Here is a 22189-nt window from a genome sequence, read left to right on the forward strand (position 1 = left end):
ACATTCTATTAAAATTATGAGTACTCCAATAATCGGCGTTGTTATGGGAAGTGATAGCGATTGGCCAACCATGAAGCAAGCCACCGACATTTTAGATGCCTTTAATGTGCCTTATGAAAAGAAAGTGGTATCAGCCCATAGAACACCTAATGATATGGCCGACTACGGTGAAACTGCTCGAGAGCGTGGATTAAAAATTATCATAGCTGGTGCAGGTGGAGCAGCTCACTTACCAGGAATGCTTGCAAGCCATACTACACTACCTGTAATTGGTGTACCTATACAAACTTCTGCTCTTGGCGGAGTCGACAGTTTATACAGCATCGTTCAAATGCCGAATGGTATCCCTGTTGCAACGGTAGCCATTGGAAAAGCTCAAAACGCTGGACTCCTGGCTCTTCGAATGATTGGCATGGATAATCCTGAAGTTGCCAATATGCTTCGCGATTACCACGCAGAGATGGCAGATCAAAGCCGAGCTAAAACTGAAAATCTGGTTTAAAGCAGCCTTAAGTTTTAGCTTATAGTGCCTTTGAAACAATTAAATGCGCCCATTTATAAAAATAATTGGGTAAACCGTTTAATTAATGTACTTTTGGCACTGGACTGGTACTGATACTCTACTAAGGTAGTGTATTGCTCCATAGCGCAGAGTTTCTTCCATCATTCCAAAATTTAGATTTAAACAAGATATAATAGACATGAACATTTATGTAGGAAACCTAAGCTACGGCGTTTCCGACGACAATCTACGTGAAGTATTCGAAGCTTACGGTGCAGTAAGCTCAGCAAAAGTAATCACTGACAAATACTCTGGCCGTTCAAAGGGCTTTGGATTTGTGGAAATGGATAATGACTCAGAAGCTCAAGCAGCAATTGATCAATTAGACGGTGCAGAAATCGACGGAAGAGCAGTACGTGTAAACGAAGCGCGTCCCAGAGAGGAAAGACCAAGAAGATAGTTCGTTTACATCATACAAAGTCTAACTTTGTATTACACGAATTTTACAAAACCCGGCCATTTGGTTCGGGTTTTTTTATGCCCATGATATAAATCAGTAACATTTTCTACTATTTCTAGTATGAGCTTGGGTCTTAAGGGACAGACCAAAAATAACTTTAGAATCTAGATAGGAGAACACATATGATTATGTCGACTACGAACTCGTTAGAGGGACGCCAAGTAAAAAAGTATTTAGGGATTGTAACGGGAGAAGCCATCTTAGGCGCAAATATTTTTAAGGACTTTTTTGCAGGAATCAGGGATATCGTTGGAGGGCGCTCTGGGGCTTACGAAAAAGAACTTCAAGAAGCACGTCGTTTAGCATTCGAGGAAATGGAGATGAAAGCAAACCGTGTGGGTGCCACAGGCATTATAGGTATTGATATCGATTATGAGACTATTGGACCAAATGGCAGCATGCTTATGGTTAGTGTAAGCGGAACAGCCATTTTAGCTGAATAACAATCGGATATAAAAAAAGGGATAACACATGTTATCCCTTTTCTTTTTCTAAATAGATTTAACTAAACGATGGTTAGCTAAAAACGTCCTTCATTTTAGAGAAGAACCCTTTCTCTTCTTCTTTCATGTTAATAGCATCAAAATTGGCTGATTCTCTAAAACCTTCCATGGCTTTGCGCTCTGAATCACTTAACTCTGTTGGCATAAATACATTCACTCTAAGTAATTGATCACCCGTACCAGAATTATTCAAGCCTACTATTCCTTTGCCTCGCATACGCAATAGCTTTCCTGGCTGTGTGCCCGGCTCTATTCTAAGCTTGGCTTTTCCTTTTAGTGTAGGAACTTGAACTTCGGTTCCTAAAACGGCATCCGGTATACTTAAATTTAGATTGTAATAAATGTTATTACCCTCTCTATCAAAGTGCTTGTGCTTATTTTCTTCAATAAGAACAATTAAGTCGCCTGCTTGGCCACCTCTTCTACCAGCATTCCCTTGGCCACGAAGCGTGATATAATTTCCGTTTGATACGCCAGAAGGAATATTAATTTTAACAGTTTCTTCCCCGTTAACACGCCCTTCACCACTACATTTAGAACATTTGTTCTTGATGATGCGGCCATCGCCTTGGCATGTTGGACAAGGTTGAACATTCACCATTTGCCCTAACATTGTACGAGTAATCTGGCGAACTTCTCCCATTCCATTACAGGTTCCACAGGTCTCAAAATCTGAATCTGTTTCCGCACCTGTACCTTCACATTGGTCACAAAGAATCTGTTTTTTAATTTTCAGTTTCTTCTCTGTTCCAAAAGCAATCTCATCTAGATCTAGGGGCATTCTGATTTTCATATCAGAACCTGGTGTACCTGGTTGGCGACGTCCTCTTGAGCGACCTTGCCCTCCGAACGATTGTTCACCAAAGAAACTACTTCCAAAAATATCACCGAAGCGACTGAAGATGTCTTCAAAGCCCATTCCGTCGAAGTCGACGCCACCGCCTCCAAATCCGCCGTTTCCGCCGTTAACTCCTGCATGGCCATACTGGTCATACCTAGCACGCTTTTGCGGGTCTCTTAGTACTTCATAGGCTTCTGAGGCTTCTTTGAATTTCTTTTCGGCTTCGGCATCCCCTTTATTTCGGTCAGGATGAAATTTCATCGCTTTCTTGCGATAAGCTTTCTTTATCTCTGCATCCGAAGAATCTTTTGATACGCCTAGTATTTCGTAATAATCTCTATTTGTCATGATTTATTGACTCACTATAACTTTTGCATGCTTAATCGTACGCTCGCCCATTTTGTAACCGCGTTCTAACACTTGTAGAACGGTATCAGCTGGCGTGTCGTCATCAGGTGCAGGTTGGCGTAATAAAGCATCGTGGAGGTTCACGTCAAATGGAACACCTGTTTCATCGATTTTATCAACGCCATACTTAGCGAGGATATCTCCGAATTTATTGGAAACCATTTCAACCCCTTCTAAGAAACTTTTCTCAATATTGGCTTCTTTACTGGCATCTAGGGTTCTTAATAAATCATCATTGAGTGGTAAGAAATCTTCCAGTGCTTCAGCTTTCACTTGTTCTCTTAGTGTAAACCTTTCCTTCTGAACTCTTTTGCGAACATTTTCCAACTCCGCTGCTTTTCGCAACATTGAATCTCTAGCTGCAGCAAGCTCTTTTTCTAGTTCTTCAATACGTAGATCTTTTTCATCCTTCTCATCTTCAGAAGTAGATACCGCTTCATTCGCTTCCATTTCTTCGTTGGAAACTTGCTGGTCTTCTTTTTCTAATAATTCGTCCTGATTCTTTTCGCTCATTGATGTAGTTCTTCAAATTTTTTAATTCACTTTGTTTCAGCAAATATAATGCCACCAAAGATATGGAATATTGAGCGTGACATTCTTTCGGATTTAAATAAAAAAAGCCTCGTCATTTCTGACGAGGCTTCCTTAGTAAAAATTGTGTATTTGATTTTACTGTGATTGCTCACTAGCGCAATCGCCAATACCACAAACTGTAACACTAGGCAATCCTAAAACATTAACTCTAGGAAGCTTAGCACCCCATTTGGCTTCGATCGTAGCAATAATTTCGTTTGCTAAAATACCGTTACCTCTTGGATTTGGATGGATACCATCAGTTGATAGTACTCCACTTGGTGCGAAATCGGCAGTTAGGTCAACACCATCAATAGTAATTCCTACTTCTTGGTCGCTGATACCAAATAAATCTGCAAAAGCACCTGTAGCTGCATTCGTATCATGTAAAACTAAACGATCACTGTTTGCACTAACTGCGGCTGCAATAATGCCATTGAAAGTTTGACGAGCTGTTTCGATTTCAACTTGCTCCTCTACAATCAACACATATTGATCTTCCACTGCATCTTGTAAACCGTACGCGCCATCACCTAAATCTACCCCTAATATAGCTCCTAAAGAAAGGATAGCTAGATCAGTAGATTCTGATTGACGAAGATTTGGTAAACCTAATGCACTAAGATCTGTTAGTGTTTCATCTTCCATCACAAATGCATTCGCTCCTGCAGCAAAAGTAATAGTTCGTCTGTCTTTTTCTGCTTGATCAATGAAACCTGCTTGTCTAGCTTGCTCAAGTCCGTTGTTGTAGTCTTCATAACCTGCATTTAAAGCTGCAGCAGTTTGAGCATCTAATGGGATAGCGTTATATGGAACCGCACGGAAGTACGCTGCGCCTAATAGTGGCGGGATATTCGTAACTACACCATCAGCCGTTGTATTCGCCATCATGGTGTTGATTACCGCATTAAAACGAGTCTCAAAATCAGTTGTAGAAGTCAACAAACTTGAATTTGAAGCACCGCCAGCTGCGTACCCTAACACATCATTGTTACCAATCCACAAAGTGAAAAAGGTAGGTTGTGCTGCTGCCGCATCACCAATGATTGTTGAAGTACCAGGATCTGAAGCAAATCTATAATAGAAGGTGCTTAATGCTGGGTTTGGGCTGCTCGCTACTAATAAGTCGCCAACGGTTACGCCTGGCACACCAAAGTTATGAACCGCTGGACCCGTATATGCTGTTGGCACTTCACCGTTTATTGTTGGAGAAGGACCCGGAATACTGGTATCTAACTTAAAGCGTCCAAAGATAGTGTTTCCATCTGGGTTTGGACTTACTGCCGTATTAAATCCATTTACTGAATTAATACTTGGTTGATTAAATGTAAGTCCACCATCTACAGCCGCAGAAAGTTCTGCTGCTATTAAATTAGGAATCGAGTTGTTTTGCCCATTGTTATATAGAGCTGCATCCATATACCCTGCTGCAAGTGAGTTACCAATGGCAACGTATGTGCTAAAGTCAGCATCTCCAGAAGTATACTCTTCTGGTGTGGGCTGTGGATTTTCTTCGAGTCTATCATCAACTAAAGAATCTTCAATTCCTTCACACGACATAGCAAAAAAGCCAGCCGTAAGTAATACTAATATGCTTTTATTTAATTTATTCATGGTATTTGCCTTCCTTAGTTCAAGAATTGATCAAAAGTTAGAGAGAAGTAGTAAATAGCACCCATTTTTGGGTTACCGAATGAAGTCGTGTATCGTTCATTAAGAACATTACTACCACCAATTTTTAGAATGGTCTTAGCAGATGGAATCTTATAGCTCACTTGAGCATCAAGAGTACCATACGCTGGAACTACTCCGGCACCAAATGACGAATCCCAGAAGTAAGCATCTTGCCATCTGTATACCATGTTAAATCCAACATTTTCGATCACATTTCTGTTTTCTAGGCGAACGTTATATCTCCATTTTGGAGTGTTATAACTTGCTCTGAATCCTTGCTTAATCAAATCTTTTTCACTGATTAAGTCGTTGTAAGAAGCGTTACCACCTACTTTATATCCACCATCTAGTGAATACTCTAGGCTTACACCAAATCCTTGTGATTCAACATTACCATCGGCATTTACATCGAATCCGTATTCCTGAGTTGGAACACCGCCGTTAATGATCTGGTCTTTACCTGAGTCACTATCCGCATCAAAAGAACCAGGATCATTGGTTAAACCATTTGGTACCCCTTGAACGAACTGAATCTCAGCGATGAAATCTTTATACACACTGTAGTAATAGTAAGCATCTACAAATAGACGATCCGTTACTAATGCTTTGTAACCCACTTCATAAGTACTAATTTTCTCAGTTTTGAAGTCATCAAATTCAATAGGTACTAGTACTGCTCTGGCTTCAGCATCGGTACCGCCATTGTTAGCGATTTGACGAGCTGCCGCAACACTTTGTGCTTGGTACACAGTATTAGTTTCGAATCTATAACGATCTACTAAGTCTTTGTTACTACCAATTAGCAATCGAGTTACTACATCAAGTTGAATGAACTGATCTTGAGTAGTTGGCATTCTAAATCCATTCTGATAAGAAACACGGAAGTTATGACGGTCGCCAACGGTATAAATAGCTGCTACTCTTGGAGAGAACTGACCATCGAAGTATTCGTTTTTATCATAACGAACAGAAGCTGATAAATTTAATTTATCATCCATAAGGTTTTTAGAACCCTGTAAGTAAGCGCCCCACTCATTAATCTTATACTCATCGCCTGAATTGTTTAGTGCGAATAGAGTCGCTTCAGAGTTCAATGCGTATTGACGGTAGTTAGCGCCACCAATGAGCTCTAAAGTCTGTGGGTCGATTACATTTGAGAAGTTGTAAAGACCTTCTACGTGGTACATGTCCGATTTATCAAGGAAACGAGCACCACCATCAGCGATCGACGTAGCGCGCAGTTGTTTCTCTAGATTTTTGAAATTCTGTGTACCTGGCAAGTAATCTTGTTGGTTTGCAGTAGCCGATTGCTGTGCCGATGCATGAGCTTGCTCAACAGAAGCACCTTGTGAACGTGCATTTAAGAATGTTTGGAAGTACGGAGTTAGGTAAGCTACTTGGTTAATACGAGTTGCTACCGTATTGGCTGCGTAAGAATCTCCTGCATCTTCTTGAGTGGTATAACCACGTAGGAAGAAATTCGGATTACGTAATTCCAACTTAGCAGTCCAAATATTGAAGTCATCCAATACAAAACGGTCGTTGGCTGTATACACTGTACTACCGAATCCAGTATTGTATTGAGCTAGAATCTCATAACTATCATTTATACGGTAATGCAATGCCGCTCCAAGCTTTAAACTTTCTGTAGTGTTATCTACAAAAGAGCTCTCAGCAAAACCAGGAGCCGAAAAAGCGCCATCACGGCCATCTGGTATTAGACTTCTTAATGCAGAAACTTGCGCAGCTTGAGCTTGCTCTTCTGGAGTGGCATTTGGATCATTTCCAGCTGCAATAACACCATCTGCAATACCGCCTAACGTGAATACATCATCACCGTAAATGTTTACACCATTGTAAACTCGAGCACCATTTCTTTCGGTAGCACCACGTTCAACAACACCTGCTACAAAACTTTGATCGCGAGAATCTTGTGCCACGAAATCTTGAGCTTTCAAATAGGAAGCAGTGAATTTATATGCAAACTTGTTGTTTACTGCGTTCGCATATCTTAAATCATATGATTGATACAATGATGGGTCTTCAACTTGGCTATCTACATGATTTACACCCAATTTGGTGTTGAATGAAAGTCCTTCATATTCAAATGGACTCTTACTGTTCATCAGTAAAATACCATTTAATGCGTTTGGTCCATATAGTGCTGAAGCCGCACCCGGAATTAATTCAGCTCCTTCAAGGTCTAATTCTGAGATACCTACAATGTTACCAACGGCGAAGTTTAAACCTGGAGCTTGGTTGTCAATACCATCAATGAGTTGAACAAAACGTGTGTTACCGTTAGAACCGAAACCACGTGTGTTAATCGACTTGAAAGTTAAACTCTGAGTACTGAAATCAACCCCTTTTAAATTCGAGATAGCATCATAAAAGTTGGTAGATGCTGAGTTTTGAATTTCAAGAATATCTAGTTTTTCAATCGATACGGGCGATTTTAAAATACTTTGTTCTACACGAGAAGCTGAAATTACAACCTCTTCTCCTAAAATCGTTTGCTCGTTTAAGCGAACAATGATATCGGTAGTATTTGAATTTGTTATTTCAAGTTCCTGCGACTGAAACCCTACTATTGTAAATACTAAGGTAAGTGGTGGATCTTGTTTAATAGTTAAGCTAAACCGGCCATCTGGATCGGTTGCAGTTCCTATTAATTTATTTTTTACTCGAATATTCACACCTGCGAGTGGTTCACCTTCAGCATCCGTTACTTGACCAGACACTTCTGTGACCGCCTCTGTAGATGGGATAGATGCATATGCCTGAGCGGCGTATGTAAATAATAGAGTCATACTTAAAGCAAGTATACATCGTATCGATTTACTCATAATTCTAATCCTGATTTATTTATGTTATAGTCTTTTTGACCTCTTGATTTGCGCCTTCCAGAGCACGTAAACAACAGTATATCTCAATTTGTTGTTCTAGCAAAGAAACATCTGTTTAACCGATAATGCAAGAAGGATTGGTAAAATATTATTGATCTAAATATGATTTTGGTACTTAGATAATAACGTTTAAAAATTATATGATTAGTTTAGTGTCAAATCTATAATCCAACCTGATCAATGAAATCAAAAAAACTTGTCCTTTTATTAATAGTTCTTGTTTACAATTTAGCATGTACAAAGCCACAAGAACAACCATTAAAATATCTAGCTTTGGGCGATTCCTACACAATAGGAGAAGCCGTTCCTGAAAATGGAAGATGGCCTGTACAATTAGTTGATTCCTTGCAATCTCATGATATTGAAATGAATAAACCAACCATCGTAGCTACAACGGGATGGACCACCAATGAGTTACAAAAAGGCATTGATGAAGTTGAATTAGCCCCTCCTTATGATTTAGTGTCTTTATTGATTGGAGTGAATAATCAATACAGAGGGTATGATATAGAGATTTATAGAGAAGAGTTTAGAGCGCTTATTGAACAAAGCATAGAATTTGCTGGAGGAGACGCTACTAAGGTATTCGTGGTCTCTATCCCTAATTATGGAGTAACTCCATTTGGGATGCAAAAAGGAGAAGAACAAATTCGCACGGAATTACTTGCATACGATGCAATGGCCGCTGAAATAGCCTTCGAGTACAACATCCCTTTTATTAACATCACACCCATTAGTGAAGGTGCCAAAACCGACTCCACATTAATAGCCTCAGATGAATTACACCCATCTGAAAAGCAATACACATTATGGGTTGAAGAAATTTTACCGATTGTAAAATCGAAGATTTCAGAATACTAGAAACATAATTCTTGAGTTAGAGTTAAAAAGTAAACCCTTAAAAACAAACGTTATGTTGTCACGAATTTTTGTCTCACTAACCCTTTTAATTACACTTTTTGGATGTGCGTCTCATGCACAAAACCTCACTAATAATGGCAAAACTATTTCCATTAATATGACCTCGAATGAGTTAGTGGAAGCCGATTTAATTGTATTTAATATCAATATTAATGCTGAGGGAAACAGTCCTCAAGAAGCTTATCGCATTCATAAACAACGAGAAGAAGTACTAGCAGGATTACTATCTAAATTCGATATCGAGGAAAAAGAAATTCAGTTTCAGCCCATTCGAATTAACAAAATGTATCGTGATAAAAATAAGACTTCCCAAACATCACAGTCGGTAACGGTAACTTTTTCGGATTTCGATATTTATGAAACCATTCAAGTGACCCTAATCGAAAATGGATTCGATTCCTTTAATGGTAAGTTCACCTCATCGATGCTAGAGGAAGGCAAAGAGCGTGCATTGGCCAAAGCCATTGATGCCGCTAAAGAAAAGGCTCAAACCATTGCAGATGCTTCTGGTGTTAAGCTGGGTACCATCACACAAATCAATTACTCTGACTACCAAATTGGTACGCCTCGATTTGCAGATATGGAAACTAAAATGATGAGTGGTGCCCCTGATATGATGGACTTCTCACAAATGGTATCAGTATCGGCGAATATCTCGATAGTGTACTCTATTAATTAACGGAACTTTAGTTCATATAAAAAAAAGCCTCGTAGCTCTATTGTTACGAGGCTTTTTTTATGCGTACATCTGTCTTATTTCTTTAAAACCGGATACAAATATTCCCAAACTGTTTCAGCAACAAGTTTATGTCCTTCTGCATTTGGGTGAATACCATCAGGGAGATTTAAATCTTCTTTACCCCCTACCTGTTCAAGAATAAAAGGTATTAAAGGAAGCTCATTTTGCTGGGCCAATTCCACATATAGGTTCGAAAAATCCTTCGTGTATTCAATCCCCAAGTTAGGTGGTACCTGCATCCCTGCAATAATTATTTGAATTGATGGATACTTAGCTTGGGCTTTATCAATGATGCCTTGAAGGTTCTTACGAGTATCAGACAAATCAATTCCCCTTAACCCATCATTACCGCCTAACTCCAAAATCATTACATCAATTGGTCGTTGCAGCACCCAGTTAATTCTTCGAAGACCTCCCGCTGAAGTCTCCCCACTTAACCCTCCGTTAATCACCTTATACTCTAATCCGAGTTCATCAATTTTAGATTGAATATGAGCTGGGAAAGCTTCCGACTGCTCCAATCCATATCCAGCAGTGATACTATCTCCAAAAAATAAAATGGTCTTAGTATCTTGAGCATGGATATTGTTGGTAATAAAAAATGAGAAGATTAGTAGTACAAATAATTTCATTCTCTTTATCGATAATAGGGTTTGGTAAAAATATGCTATTTGTTGTGAACAATATTGCAATGCTAACGTAGCAACCTTTTTATTAATTCCGGAATTAAAGTTCACTATCAAAGTGTTCAGGTTTCAACTAAAATAAAGATCTTTCATTGTGTCTCATATACTTCAAGTAAAAAACCTATTCAGAACGTTTAAAAGTGGTTCAAAAACACTTACCGTAGTTAACGATTCAACTTTTGATATCCCCGAAGGTATCACCTGCGCAATTGTGGGCCCTTCTGGTAGTGGAAAAACAACTTTATTGGGATTAACGGCGGGGCTTGATCGTCCAACTTCAGGAGATGTATTCTTAAATGGAATTCATTTAAATCCACTTAGCGAAGATGAGCGAGCCGAAGTAAGAAATAAACACGTAGGTTTTGTATTTCAGACTTTCCAACTAGTGCCTACCCTTACTGCTTTAGAAAATGTTATGGTTCCTCTTGAACTTAGAGGCGAAGCCACCAAGCAAGTACGAGAAAGAGCCATTGAGTTACTCACTGAGGTTGGCTTAGGTGATCGCGTTCACCATTACCCCAATCAATTATCAGGTGGTGAACAACAACGTGTAGCTGTTGCTCGTGCATTCATCAATAAGCCCAAAATTCTTTTTGCCGATGAACCTACTGGTAACTTAGATACCGAAACTGGGGAGCATATTGAAAATTTGATCTTCAATTTGAACAAGCAAGAAGGAACCACACTCATCCTAGTTACGCACGATATGGAGCTTTCCGCAAAATGCGACCGCGTGATAAAAATCAAAAATGGTTGTATTGAAGCAGACTTTATGAATGAAGTAGAAACGGTGGATGTAGCGTGAATAAACTGAGTTGGATCTTCAAAATGGCGTGGCGAGATTCACGCTCTAATCGCCGAAAGTTATTTTTATACATGGCAGCAATCATTGTTGGTGTTGCCGCTCAAGTTGCCATTAGCTCATTCAGAGCAAACCTAACCGATAGTATTTCCGAGCAATCTAAGGAGCTACTTGGGGCTGATTTGGAGGTAAGTAGCAATGCACCGCTTGATGAGCTAGTTGTAAGCTATCTCGATTCACTAAGTGAAGAGCAGTCTACGGCTGTTGGTTTCACATCCATGGCTTATTTCCCGAAATCTCAAACTACTCGTTTATCACAAATAACCGCTCTTGAGGGTGATTTCCCTTATTACGGTACATTGGTAACCTCCCCTACTGAAGCCGCTTACAACTTCCAGAAAAATAACACGGCACTGGTGGATGAACCCATTCTACTTCAATTTGGCTTAGAACCCGGCGATTCTGTCAAAATTGGTTTACTGACTTACGAAATCGGTGGGGCACTAGTCGAAATCCCTGGTCAACCAATCGCTGCATCATTTTTGGGACCTCGAATTTTCATTCCCAAACAGAATGTTGAAGAAACTGGCTTGCTTCAACGAGGAAGTAGGCTAGAATATCTGACCTACGTAAAATACCTTGAAGGTACTGATCCTGTAATCGTTGATGATGAGCTCGATGTATTAAACGACTCTTTAGATTTCCGATATGATGATGTAGCTGAACGTGAAGAAGAAGTCGGTGAAGCCATCACATACTTATCCAATTTTCTTAATCTAATCGGATTTATTGCACTTTTATTGGGTGGACTTGGTGTGGCAAGCTCCATTTTTGTTTACGTTCGTCAAAAGGTAAATACAGTGGCCGTTCTTCGTTGTGTTGGGGCATCCTCCAATCAAACATTGTGGATATATCTCATTCAAGCTGCATTTATGGGATTGATTGGTTCCGCCATAGGTGCGCTCATTGGCTCATCCATTCAGCTTTACCTCCCGGTTCTAGTTCAAGATTTTTTACCCGTTGATATTGAATTAACCATTTCATGGACTTCGGTTTTAATCGGTATAACTACAGGAGTGAGCATTGCCATTATATTTGCTCTATTTCCCTTGCTCGCCGTGCGAAAAATCTCGCCTCTTTTTACACTCCGTATGGTGGACGTTAGCTTGATGTCGTTATTGCGTAAACGCACTAAAATCATATTAAGCTCTATCGTAATACTATTCGTTGTCATCTATGCTAATTCCATGCTAGATGGCTGGATTGCAGCTATTTGGTTTACACTTGGACTCCTTTTTTGCCTGTTATTACTAGCTGGGTTTGCAGTACTTATTATGAAAATAGCTCGCAAAATGAATACGCAGTGGTTCAGCTATGAATGGCGCCAAGGGCTTGCTAATTTATATCGTCCCAATAATCAGACCTCGACCCTGCTGCTTACTTTTGGCTTAGGGGTCACCATGATTTCATCGCTCTATCTAACCCAAGATATGTTATTGGGTACCATCAACTTTGGCGATGATGAAGCGCTCCCGAACTTAGCTTTATACGATATTCAATACGATCAAAATGATGGAGTAAATGACATCATTACAAGCAATGGACTTGAAGTACTTCAAAATGTACCTATTGTAACAATGCGTGTAGGCAGTATAAATGGGAATCCTGTGGATTCAATCTTAGCCGATACCAATCGCACTGCACGTCGTTGGGCTTTAAATAGAGAATATCGTTCCACCTATAGAGATGAACTCGTTTCAACTGAAAAAATTGATTCTGGTACTTTTGTAGGAACCCACAATGGATTCGAAGACCTTGTACCTATTTCAGTTTCATCTGACCTTATGGAAGACTTAGCCGCTTCTGTGGGTGATACCATTACATGGGATGTTCAAGGAATTCCTATTCAAAGTTATATATCCAGTACTAGAACCGTTACATGGGACACTCCGCAGCCTAATTTCTTTGTGGTATTCCCCGTTGGAGTTTTGGAACAAGCACCTCAATTCTTTGCCACCACGGTAAATACACCAAATCGTGAAGCATCGCTCGCTATTCAAAGGGAAATCGTATTAGCGTACCCGAATGTCTCAGCCATTGATGTTGGCCAAGTGATAGATACCATTCGTGCCTTTATTGATAAGATTACCTTCGTGATACAATTCATTGGGCTATTTAGCATCATCACGGGTTTAATCGTATTAGCTGGATCAGCCGCCACAAGTCGATTTCAACGAATTCGAGAAGCTGTGCTACTCCGAACTTTGGGAGCGAAACAGAAGCAAGTGGTCCAAATACAGATTATTGAATACACCTTATTGGGTATCATGGCCTCCCTTACAGGACTTAGTTTATCTGTGGGTGCAAGTGCGCTGTTAGGCTACTTCTTCTTTGATATAGAATTCGTGCCAAATTTTGCCATCCTAGGTTTAGAAGTCGTTATACTAATTCTACTAGTGCTACTTATTGGTTTACTGAATACTCGAGGTATTCATAAAAAACCACCACTTGAAGTACTTCGAGCAGAAGGCGGATAATTCTTCACTATGCCTGGCATTGTTAATTAATGGAACAAATGGCATAGGGTCTTTCTTAAATACGATAAACATCAAATTAAATTAAGACCATGAAGACACTATCGAAATTAGGAATATTCACACTACTACTAGTATTGCCATTTACGGCATGTGAGAATATCAGTAAAACTGCAAAAGGTACAGCCATTGGTGCTTCAGCCGGTGCCTTAGCTGGTGCAATTATTGGTAAAGCAGCTGGTAATTCAACTACGGGTGCTATTGTAGGTGCTGCGGTAGGTGGCGCATCGGGTGCGGCTATTGGTAATTATATGGATCGTCAATCAAGAGAGTTAGAGGAAGATCTAGAAGGTGCACGCGTTGAACGAGTTGGTGAAGGTATCAAGATTACTTTCGACTCTGGAATTTTATTCGCTGTAGATTCTTATCAATTAAAAGAAGTATCTAAGCAGAATATTGCTGAACTAGCTGAAATTTTGAAAAAATATGAAGACACCAATATCATGTTTTCAGGATATACGGATAACACTGGTAGTGAAGCTTATAACCAAGAACTTTCTGAAAAAAGAGCTAAAGCTGTAGCGGAATATGCTGCATTTGTAGGCGTAGACGCTGAACGTATGACTATTATTGGTTACGGTGAAAGCGATCCTATTGCAAGTAACAGTACCGTTGAAGGTAGAGCTCAAAATAGACGTGTTGAAGTTGGTATTTGGGCCAATGAAGAGCTTAAAGAAGCTGCCGAAAAAGGTGAAATTGAATAATTAAAGCACCGCATTTCAAAGCCCCTGCATAGGGGCTTTTTTTTTGTCTATATTCGAAGCTTTAATCTTGGTCTATATCTCATGAATTTAAAGAAACGGTTGATCCCTAAGAAAATCCGCTCTTCTTTTTTAAAGAAAGAAGTTGGTAGTGCGCCTGGTACTCTTACCCATATTGGTGCACAAAAAATTGATACGGTAACCATCGATATTCATGATTATGGCCTAGACCATCTAACAACAGCTAGTGTAGACTCGGTTGCTAATTGTAGACCCTATGTTGCCACCTCTAACCCCACATGGGTTCAAGTAAAGGGATTGCACGACATTCCCAAACTGAAAGAGCTATGGGACGAATTTGACTTCCACCCGCTCATTCAAGAGGATATATTAAATACTACTCAACGCCCTAAGATTGAAGACTACACCAATCAAATCTTCATCGTTTTAAAAATGCTCTACCTCGAAGATGGCGTACTTGAGCAAGAGCAGGTGAGTATAGTTTTATCCGACAAATTTGTGTTCTCTTTTCAAGAATCAGATAAGCCTATTTTTGCCCCTATAAAAGAGCGCTTAAAGGTTGAAAACACTCGCATGCGGAAGAATGGCTGTGATTATATGGCCTATGCGCTTATGGATGTAATCATTGATTATTATTTTGAAGCTTTGGGCGAATTAAACTCTCAGATTGAAGCCATTGAAGATATGCTTTGGGAAGGCACAGATGATATCTCATTAACCGATATCCATACCCTTCGCCGTCAGCTTATCACCTTCCGCAAAAGTGTGTGGCCACTTCGGGATAATATCAATTCTTTTTATAGAGACGAATCCCCTCTTCTTGGAGAAGAAACAAAGCTGTTTTTAAGAGATACTTCAGATCACACTAGTCAGATTGTAGATACCTTAGATAACAATCGGGAGATGATCTCTAGTTTGCACGATATGTATCAAACAAACTTGAGTAACAAAATGAATGAGGTGATGAAGGTTCTAACTATCATTGCTACCATTTTCATCCCACTTACTTTTATTGCTGGCATCTATGGTATGAATTTCGAGCATATGCCGGAATTAGCTTGGGAATACAGTTATCCAACCATTTGGGGAATTATGATAGTAGCGACTATCGGTATGGTTTTTTACTTCCGAAAGAAAAAGTGGATATAAAAAAAGAGTCCTAGCTTTTTCAATGCTAAGACTCTAACTAACTACGGAGGTATTATTTGGGTAAACTACTAATCCTTAAAAGTGGACTTTAATGCCACCTAAGATCTTTAATGATTCGATAGATTGATCGTTACCTACTTCTATTCGGTTGCCGTTTATATCTTCGTAATCATATACTACTGAACGGTCGTTTCTTGCCGAATATTGTGTAAGGAAGTTTAAACTCATACTTGGACTTACAGGAAAGGTAATTCCAAGGGTATAGATACGTTCACTAAAATCTTCATCATGCTTTTTCGAAGGCAAGTAAGCATATCCAGCCTTCATGTTTGTACCACTTTTAAAGGTGTAGACTGCATGACTTTTGAAATTCACTACCGCTGCGTATTCATCTCTGATTTGATTATTAAACTCTGTTTCATTCGCTTTTAAAGCGGCTATATCTTCCGGCGTCAAATTTTCCTCATCTTCTACCAACTTTACCTTCGTGGTACTATAATCGATGTATTCAGCCGACACAGAGAAATTCAATGGTTTATCCGCATTTACGGTAGCACCAAGATTAAGCTTGGCAGGTTTTGTGATTGAGTAATCGAATGAACCTGCGTAATTGTTATCGGTACTCACTGAGTTATCGTCGAACTCCGTATCAATGTTTGAGTAATAAGATTCACTGATAAAAAACTTTGTAGGCAATGTTAAACTACTTCCTATATGGAAACTGGGAAGCATCTTAAAAATGATTCCACCGCTTAGTCCGAAACCATACATTTCTGAATCAATATCATCTACAAGTTCTATAGAGTGGATATCTGTTCCGTTATTGCCTTGGTCATCGGCAAATAGGATCCCATCATCGTATTGGTTTTGAGAGTCTACTTCCTGGAAATTTCTATCAAATCTATGTGTACCAGTGTAAATGGATAGGTTTAGTCCCGCATATAGGTTCTTTTGAAATTCGGTAGCACCGAAAAAAGTGATCTCACCCATATTTCGAGTATTTGTGATAGTAGCGTATTGCTGAATTCCTCTGTACTCATCTGGGCTTAAGCCAATGCGAAAAATGGATTCAAAATAGGTTTCCGAATTATCCCCATAATCAATAGCGAATGCATCAAATGCGATGCCATTGTAATTACTATTCTCTGCTTTAAACATATCCGTGATGGTGTTGTCGTTGTTATACGCATCCAAAAACATTTCATCACTGGTATGAGATACTAGTGAGTATCCACCCCCAAAAACTAAGCTCCCTTGAGCAGTAGGCACTTTATAAACGAGTCCAATATTTCCGAAATATAGATTTGAATTGTCTTCAGTATTGGCGTTCCCTTGATAGGTATTATCAATCGACATGGTGTTGCTAAACAGGCTAATAGAATAAAAGCTAGATTCTGCCAATGCCATTGCAGCTGGATTATCCATATAACTTCCATATCCATTAAATGAAGACACTGATGTTAAGTATCCATGTTCGGCATCACCATTTACATTAAAGGTGCTAAATTGTTGTGCCAGACTTTTATACGAAATTGGTGATTCCCCATTTTGAGCACTTGCGCTCAATGATAAAAACAACATTCCCACTAAGAGGGTTAGTATTCTCTTCATGATAAAACTTTAAATATGTTTGAGGTGTGCTTACGCTTAGTTACGAGTTCTTTTCTTTTTTGAACTCGACGAACGTTTAGATGAACTCTTCGAACTTCTTGAAGAGCTACTATTCGATCTTTTCACAGATGAAGAACGTCGCGTTGGCGATGATCTCTTTACAGAGCTTGATCGTTTTGTAGGCGATGACCTTTTAACAGTTGTAGAACGTGATCTAGAAGGCGTAGAGCTTTTACTTACTCTACTTCTCGACGACGAAGAACTCTTACGGCTCGAAACGTTCGCACTACTTCTTTTTGTGCTACTTGTTCTACTTACGTTAGAACGGCTTCTGCTAGAACTGCTTGATGTTCTTGATACAGAAGATGATCTCTTACTCGAGCTTGACTTACGTACGGTAGACGAAGAACGACTTCGGCTAGAAGTATTCGAACGGTTCACACTACTTGCAGAGCTGCGTTTTGAACTCTGGTTGATATTATTTCCAGACCTTGATCTACTTCGTTTACTTGAATCGTTATTAGATCTAGTACGAGTAACTCTGCTCTTCGAGGATGATCCTCGGCTGCTCGCTTTTCTTACATCTGTACTACGTACACGGTTTCTTACTGAAGGCGAAAGTCCTGAATTTTGATTACGCTTAGAAACAGCCGATGAGTTAACCGTTCTACTTCTCTGCGTTCTATTTGATCTAGAATCATATTTCTGAGTTAAACCAGAACTTCTAGGTCCATAGTTATAATTCGATGAACGTCTATTTCTACTCTCGAAGTAATAATAGTTGTTATAGTACCCTGCATGGTAGAAGTTTGAATATCCACCACCGTAATATGGGTAGCCATAATAATCGTAGTAATATGGATAACCATATGAATGTGCTATAAATGCATCGGCCCAGGTATATCCAAAGTAGAAGCCAAACCCGAAGCTTGGATTTCTATATACAGGATATCCATATCTGTATGCAAATCGGTTGTAATGGAATCTATGGTGTACATATGCTGGCGACCAATGTGAGTACCAGCTACTATAATATCCTGTTCTGAAGTTGTGATGTGCATTTGCATAGGCATCGTCTACACCATCGTCATATCCTTCTTCATACCCTCTGTCGAAACCTTCCCAGTAAACACCTTCAAAGTTGTTTTCTTTATACCAATTTTCGGTTTCGTAATCTTTATAAAGTAGACCTACTTCTTCCGCAACAGGCTCTTCCTCTTCAACTGTTTCGTACTCGAAAGGCTTGGCTGTTTGTTCTTCCTCGTCCCAGTAGTAGCCTGCCTCTGCTAACTCTTCATCGCTCCAAGAATAGTATTTTGAGTTTCTGCTATCATCATATCTATCCAAATTTTGGAGTTGGGTATAGCAACCCATCGAGAATAGTGAAAAAGTGGAAAGTGTGAGTAGTGAGAATAGTGTAGAGCGTTTCATAGGAGTACCTACTTATTAAGATTTCTATCTTTAATATGAGTATTCGTCATCCTCCTCTCAATCACATGATGATGTGAGCAAATTAAATCTCACCTCTAAGCGATTTAGCAATGACTTCAGCTTTTGAGTTAACGTGAAGTTTCTTGTAAATATTTCGGATATGTGCTCGAACCGTATCTATAGAGATATCAAACCGGTCTGCGATCATCTTATAGCTTAATCCATCCACAAGGCCATTTACGATATCCTGCTCACGGGAAGTAAGCATACTATCTTCATTTTTCTGAGGTGCCTGATCATTGAAATGAGTAATTACTTTTCGAGCTATTTGTGGCGACATTGGTGCCCCACCTTTCATCAGATTTTCAATCGATTCTTTGATTTCTGGTAAAGAAGTATGCTTTAACAAATAACCCGATGCGCCCGCTTTCAGTGAATCGAAAATCTTATGTGAATCATGATACACTGTTAACATGATGATATCGATTTCAGGGTACTTACTTTTGATTACTTCCATTCCCTTGATTCCTGACATCCCTGGCAGTTGAATATCCATCAGCATTACATCTGGCTTCGTATGCTCTTCAAGGTATTCCAGCATTTCTTCTACGCTATCTACCGCAACGGGGCAGTCCATATCCTCTTGCATATCTAAATATCGTTGAATCAAATCTCTAATTTTCACATTGTCTTCTACAATTCCGATGATAGCCATAATTCTATGCTGTAGTTAGTTGGCGTTAAGTTTGCCAGTTATAGTAATAGTAAAGCCATTTTCTGTAGCAACATCAATATGTGCACCGATTCTTTTAGCTCGCATTTCCATATTACGCAAACCGTGGCCCGTTTTCTTAGTTCCTTTACCCGTAGTTCCATTATCATGAACTTTGAATGTAAACAAGCCATTCGCTGTATTCATACTGATATTCACTTTATCTCCATTCGAATATTTCGAAATGTTATTCACGGCTTCTTTAAATATGAGATATAAGTTCTCCTTAAGAGGCACTGCTAGTTTGTTTTCCATTTTCAGGTCTTCAAAATCGTACACCACTTCGAAATTCTTAGGCTCTAATACATTTAGAATATAATCCTGCATTCTATCTGTGAGATCACCAAGGGTATCGTTTCGGGCATCAATACTCCAAACGATATCGTCTAAACTGGTTACAATTCTACGGCACTGCTTCCCAATTTGCTCTAGCGATTTCTTAAACTCTGGATCAATTTTACTGGCCTGTAGAAAATCTGATTGTAGTGCTACCTCTGTTAAACTTGCCCCAACGTCATCATGAAGATCACTCGCAATACGTACCCTTATTCGCTCTATATCAATGAGTTTTCGGGCTCTGTAATAGTTATAAAATAGGAAGATGATTCCCGACAGAACTAGAACTATGAGTAGTAAAAACCACCATTGCATCCAATATGGGGTACTTACTTTAAAATCTATCTCTGTGAAATCTCGGCTCCAAGTACCATTGGTATTTCGGGCATGAATCATGAAGGTGTATTCGCCTGAAGGTAACGAAGGGTACTTCACATTCCGGTTCATCGTACGCTGCCAATCAGGATCTACCCCATTCATTTTGTACTCATATACCACCTGATTCGGAGCCGTGAAATTAATTCCTGAGAAATTTATTTCAACATAATTTTGATCGTACGACAGCTCAAAGTTTTGAGATTTATTGAATATTCGCCCAGATGCTATCACTCTATCCACTTTTACTTTTGGTGGAACCGGATTCCCTAAATAATTTCGTTTTAGGAAATGACTCACTCCTTCCACCGAACCGAACCATAAATGCCCTTCCGAGTCTTCGTAAACGGCACCTAAATTCATTTCATCCGAAACTAAACCTTGATCACTGGTAATGAGCTGAAAAGCTTGTTCTTTTTCACTTTGGATGTCGCTAAAGTATTTTGAAGCATCAAAACGGGTAATACCATTATTGGTCCCTATCCAAAACTGTCCATCTGTTGATTGATGAATAAAATAGCACACTCTATTTGGGAGGCCATCAGCCGTTGTAATACTCTGAAATCGAAGACCATCAAACCAAGCAATACCTCCAAAAGTTGACGCCCAAATGGTATCATTTCGGTCACGAATAATCATCATCACCCCATTATTGGGCAATCCTTCCTGAATGGTAAAATTCTCAACTTCGCCTAGATAATAGCGACTAACGCCTCCTTTTGTCGCTATCCAAATACTTCCATCAGGCCCTTCCACCGCCGAAAGCACGGCGTTATCAGCAAGACCATCTTCAATGGTAATTTGATTAAAGGTTTCTCCATCCCATCGAATTAAGCCTTCCCCATCAGTACTAATCCAATAGATACCGTTCGAATCTTCATATACTTCTCTAATCTTACGATAAGGAAACTCGTCCGCTGGAACGATATTCAAGGAACCATTCTCAAGATAGGCGAGTCCGTTTCTCATCCCAATCCAGATGCGACCCTTGGAGTCCTTATCTACTGAAAACACTTTATCGTCTAAGAGCCCTTCATTTAAACTGATATTCTGAAATTCATTGCCATCATATCTGTTGAGCCCACCCCCATAGGTTGCAATCCAAATATTGCCATCATCGCCTTCCACAATTGAAGTCACTACATCATTTGAAAGACCTTCCAACGAGGTAAAGTTTTCGAAGTAATCGCCTAAGAAGAGATTAGCTCCCCCACCGAAAGTCCCAAACCACAGGTTTCCTTCTCTATCTAGTGTAGAGGAATAGATAATGTTATTTGAGAGCCCATTTTGTGTAGTGAAGTTTTTGAAAGTCCCGTTATCTAATACACTAACACCGCCTTCAGTACCTACCCAAAGTCGATTATTTGCATCAAAGGTGAGTGTTTGAACCCTGTTATTGTTTAAGCCCTGCTTTTGATCGTATACCTCAAAAGTATTCTGATCATATTTTACCACCCCTTCACGTGTTGCAATCCACAGTGCGCCATCCTGATCAAATTTAAGTTCCCGAATTCTATTTTCAGGCAGTCCATCTGCAGTAGTAAATGTGCGAATGTTGCCGTCTTTGAGTTGAGTTAACCCACCACGAGTTGCAAACCAGATACTTCCATCTTCACTTTCGGCAAAATCTCTAATACGGTTATTTCGAAATCCTTGAGATGTACCGTACTGAATCAGCTCACTTTCGAAGTTCATTACCCAGGCGCCTGCACCATCGGTTCCAAACCAAATATCCCCTTTTGAGTCCTCAAAGATACTTATCACTCGTTGATTCGCTAGAGCTCCTAAAGCCACGGGTGTGTAAATACTATCCTGTTCCCAGTAATTCACCCCGTATTCCGTTCCTATCCAAATTCGACCCGATGTGTCTTCAAATAATGCATGAACTTTACTGTTATTGAGGCCACGATCTTCAAAGAAGTTGTCCATCTGCAAACCATCAAAACGGTTTAACCCATACCCAGTTGCAAGCCATATGTAACCCTCCCTATCTTGGATGATATCATTCACAACCGACTCACTTAATCCCTCTTCAATAGAATAGGTGCGAAATGGATAAAGCTGGGCCTGTAGTGCATTGGAGCAGCAGATTAATAGCAATAAAAAGCTTATCGTATTTTTCAT

The 22189-nt window shown here is 39.6% G+C and carries 18 protein-coding genes; 9 read left to right on the forward strand and 9 right to left on the reverse strand.

The window, feature by feature from the left end; translation table 11 throughout:
* Positions 1 to 16: 16 nt before the first annotated feature.
* The 3 genes from purE (at position 17) to B155_RS0103215 (ending at position 1465) form a co-directional block, all read left to right on the forward strand.
* Positions 17 to 502 carry a 5-(carboxyamino)imidazole ribonucleotide mutase gene (gene purE, locus B155_RS0103205; protein ID WP_018126804.1) on the forward strand — a complete coding sequence of 162 codons (486 nt, stop codon included), beginning with the start codon at positions 17 to 19 and terminating at the stop codon, positions 500 to 502.
* Positions 503 to 701: 199 nt separating this feature from the next.
* Positions 702 to 962: an RNA recognition motif domain-containing protein gene (locus tag B155_RS0103210; RefSeq protein ID WP_018126805.1), complete on the forward strand. Its 261-nt coding sequence runs from the start codon at positions 702 to 704 to the stop codon at positions 960 to 962.
* A gap of 182 nt (positions 963 to 1144) precedes the next feature.
* Positions 1145 to 1465: a heavy metal-binding domain-containing protein gene (locus tag B155_RS0103215; protein WP_026167165.1), complete on the forward strand. Its 321-nt coding sequence runs from the start codon at positions 1145 to 1147 to the stop codon at positions 1463 to 1465.
* A gap of 73 nt (positions 1466 to 1538) precedes the next feature.
* Here the strand turns inward: B155_RS0103215 and dnaJ are convergent, their stop codons facing one another.
* From dnaJ to B155_RS0103235, 4 genes are all read right to left on the reverse strand, one after another.
* Positions 1539 to 2714: a molecular chaperone DnaJ gene (dnaJ, locus tag B155_RS0103220; RefSeq protein WP_018126807.1), complete on the reverse strand. Its 1176-nt coding sequence runs from the start codon at positions 2712 to 2714 to the stop codon at positions 1539 to 1541.
* Positions 2715 to 2717: 3 nt separating this feature from the next.
* Positions 2718 to 3287 carry a nucleotide exchange factor GrpE gene (locus tag B155_RS0103225; RefSeq protein WP_018126808.1) on the reverse strand — a complete coding sequence of 190 codons (570 nt, stop codon included), beginning with the start codon at positions 3285 to 3287 and terminating at the stop codon, positions 2718 to 2720.
* Between the two features lie 156 nt (positions 3288 to 3443).
* Positions 3444 to 4961: an SGNH/GDSL hydrolase family protein gene (locus B155_RS12865; RefSeq protein WP_018126809.1), complete on the reverse strand. Its 1518-nt coding sequence runs from the start codon at positions 4959 to 4961 to the stop codon at positions 3444 to 3446.
* 14 nt (positions 4962 to 4975) lie between these two features.
* Positions 4976 to 7867, reverse strand: coding sequence for a TonB-dependent receptor (locus B155_RS0103235; protein WP_240386238.1), 2892 nt, complete (start codon positions 7865 to 7867; stop codon positions 4976 to 4978).
* Positions 7868 to 8107: 240 nt separating this feature from the next.
* On the opposite strand from B155_RS0103235, the gene B155_RS0103240 reads away from it, so the two are divergent.
* Both B155_RS0103240 and B155_RS0103245 read left to right on the forward strand, forming a co-directional pair.
* On the forward strand, positions 8108 to 8788 hold the full coding sequence (locus B155_RS0103240; protein WP_018126811.1) for an SGNH/GDSL hydrolase family protein: 681 nt from the start codon (positions 8108 to 8110) through the stop codon (positions 8786 to 8788).
* 52 nt (positions 8789 to 8840) lie between these two features.
* The gene (locus B155_RS0103245) at positions 8841 to 9527 is read left to right on the forward strand and encodes an SIMPL domain-containing protein (RefSeq protein WP_040368036.1); all 687 of its coding nucleotides are present in this window, start codon (positions 8841 to 8843) and stop codon (positions 9525 to 9527) included.
* A 74-nt stretch (positions 9528 to 9601) separates the two neighbouring features.
* On the opposite strand, the gene B155_RS0103250 is transcribed toward B155_RS0103245, so the two are convergent.
* Positions 9602 to 10219, reverse strand: coding sequence for an arylesterase (locus B155_RS0103250; RefSeq protein ID WP_018126813.1), 618 nt, complete (start codon positions 10217 to 10219; stop codon positions 9602 to 9604).
* Positions 10220 to 10367: 148 nt separating this feature from the next.
* Between B155_RS0103250 and B155_RS0103255 the strand changes: the two genes are divergently transcribed.
* From B155_RS0103255 to corA, 4 genes are all read left to right on the forward strand, one after another.
* A complete protein-coding gene (locus tag B155_RS0103255; RefSeq protein ID WP_018126814.1) occupies positions 10368 to 11078 on the forward strand; it encodes an ABC transporter ATP-binding protein in 711 nt (236 codons plus the stop codon).
* A 71-nt stretch (positions 11079 to 11149) separates the two neighbouring features.
* The gene (locus B155_RS0103260) at positions 11150 to 13612 is read left to right on the forward strand and encodes an ABC transporter permease (RefSeq protein ID WP_018126815.1); all 2463 of its coding nucleotides are present in this window, start codon (positions 11150 to 11152) and stop codon (positions 13610 to 13612) included.
* Between the two features lie 89 nt (positions 13613 to 13701).
* The gene (locus tag B155_RS0103265) at positions 13702 to 14373 is read left to right on the forward strand and encodes a YiaD family glycine zipper/OmpA-like lipoprotein (RefSeq protein ID WP_018126816.1); all 672 of its coding nucleotides are present in this window, start codon (positions 13702 to 13704) and stop codon (positions 14371 to 14373) included.
* An 81-nt stretch (positions 14374 to 14454) separates the two neighbouring features.
* The gene (gene corA, locus B155_RS0103270; protein WP_018126817.1) at positions 14455 to 15540 is read left to right on the forward strand and encodes a magnesium/cobalt transporter CorA; all 1086 of its coding nucleotides are present in this window, start codon (positions 14455 to 14457) and stop codon (positions 15538 to 15540) included.
* Positions 15541 to 15615: 75 nt separating this feature from the next.
* Here corA and B155_RS0103275 read toward each other — a convergent pair whose 3' ends face one another.
* From B155_RS0103275 to B155_RS0103290, 4 genes are all read right to left on the reverse strand, one after another.
* Positions 15616 to 17151 carry a hypothetical protein gene (locus B155_RS0103275; protein ID WP_026167169.1) on the reverse strand — a complete coding sequence of 512 codons (1536 nt, stop codon included), beginning with the start codon at positions 17149 to 17151 and terminating at the stop codon, positions 15616 to 15618.
* Between the two features lie 36 nt (positions 17152 to 17187).
* The gene (locus B155_RS0103280; RefSeq protein ID WP_026167170.1) at positions 17188 to 18582 is read right to left on the reverse strand and encodes a hypothetical protein; all 1395 of its coding nucleotides are present in this window, start codon (positions 18580 to 18582) and stop codon (positions 17188 to 17190) included.
* A gap of 82 nt (positions 18583 to 18664) precedes the next feature.
* Positions 18665 to 19297 (reverse strand): response regulator transcription factor, encoded by a 633-nt coding sequence (locus B155_RS0103285; protein ID WP_018126820.1) that lies wholly within the window; start codon positions 19295 to 19297, stop codon positions 18665 to 18667.
* Positions 19298 to 19312: 15 nt separating this feature from the next.
* Entirely contained in the window at positions 19313 to 22189 is a 2877-nt protein-coding gene (locus B155_RS0103290) for a sensor histidine kinase (RefSeq protein WP_157464714.1), read from the reverse strand.

Source organism: Balneola vulgaris DSM 17893 (genome assembly GCF_000375465.1).
In the GTDB taxonomy this organism is placed as follows: domain Bacteria; phylum Bacteroidota; class Rhodothermia; order Balneolales; family Balneolaceae; genus Balneola; species Balneola vulgaris.

What these genes read in the sequence shown, in the direction of transcription:
- purE (WP_018126804.1), top strand. Translation starts at nt 17, where the DNA reads ATGAGTACTCCAATAATCGGCGTTGTTATGGGAAGTGATAGCGATTGG.
- B155_RS0103210 (WP_018126805.1), top strand. Translation starts at nt 702, where the DNA reads ATGAACATTTATGTAGGAAACCTAAGCTACGGCGTTTCCGACGACAAT.
- B155_RS0103215 (WP_026167165.1), top strand. Translation starts at nt 1,145, where the DNA reads ATGATTATGTCGACTACGAACTCGTTAGAGGGACGCCAAGTAAAAAAG.
- dnaJ (WP_018126807.1), bottom strand. Translation starts at nt 2,714, where the DNA reads ATGACAAATAGAGATTATTACGAAATACTAGGCGTATCAAAAGATTCT.
- B155_RS0103225 (WP_018126808.1), bottom strand. Translation starts at nt 3,287, where the DNA reads ATGAGCGAAAAGAATCAGGACGAATTATTAGAAAAAGAAGACCAGCAA.
- B155_RS12865 (WP_018126809.1), bottom strand. Translation starts at nt 4,961, where the DNA reads ATGAATAAATTAAATAAAAGCATATTAGTATTACTTACGGCTGGCTTT.
- B155_RS0103235 (WP_240386238.1), bottom strand. Translation starts at nt 7,867, where the DNA reads ATGAGTAAATCGATACGATGTATACTTGCTTTAAGTATGACTCTATTA.
- B155_RS0103240 (WP_018126811.1), top strand. Translation starts at nt 8,108, where the DNA reads ATGAAATCAAAAAAACTTGTCCTTTTATTAATAGTTCTTGTTTACAAT.
- B155_RS0103245 (WP_040368036.1), top strand. Translation starts at nt 8,841, where the DNA reads ATGTTGTCACGAATTTTTGTCTCACTAACCCTTTTAATTACACTTTTT.
- B155_RS0103250 (WP_018126813.1), bottom strand. Translation starts at nt 10,219, where the DNA reads ATGAAATTATTTGTACTACTAATCTTCTCATTTTTTATTACCAACAAT.
- B155_RS0103260 (WP_018126815.1), top strand. Translation starts at nt 11,150, where the DNA reads ATGGCAGCAATCATTGTTGGTGTTGCCGCTCAAGTTGCCATTAGCTCA.
- B155_RS0103265 (WP_018126816.1), top strand. Translation starts at nt 13,702, where the DNA reads ATGAAGACACTATCGAAATTAGGAATATTCACACTACTACTAGTATTG.
- corA (WP_018126817.1), top strand. Translation starts at nt 14,455, where the DNA reads ATGAATTTAAAGAAACGGTTGATCCCTAAGAAAATCCGCTCTTCTTTT.
- B155_RS0103275 (WP_026167169.1), bottom strand. Translation starts at nt 17,151, where the DNA reads ATGAAGAGAATACTAACCCTCTTAGTGGGAATGTTGTTTTTATCATTG.
- B155_RS0103280 (WP_026167170.1), bottom strand. Translation starts at nt 18,582, where the DNA reads ATGAAACGCTCTACACTATTCTCACTACTCACACTTTCCACTTTTTCA.
- B155_RS0103285 (WP_018126820.1), bottom strand. Translation starts at nt 19,297, where the DNA reads ATGGCTATCATCGGAATTGTAGAAGACAATGTGAAAATTAGAGATTTG.
- B155_RS0103290 (WP_157464714.1), bottom strand. Translation starts at nt 22,189, where the DNA reads ATGAAAAATACGATAAGCTTTTTATTGCTATTAATCTGCTGCTCCAAT.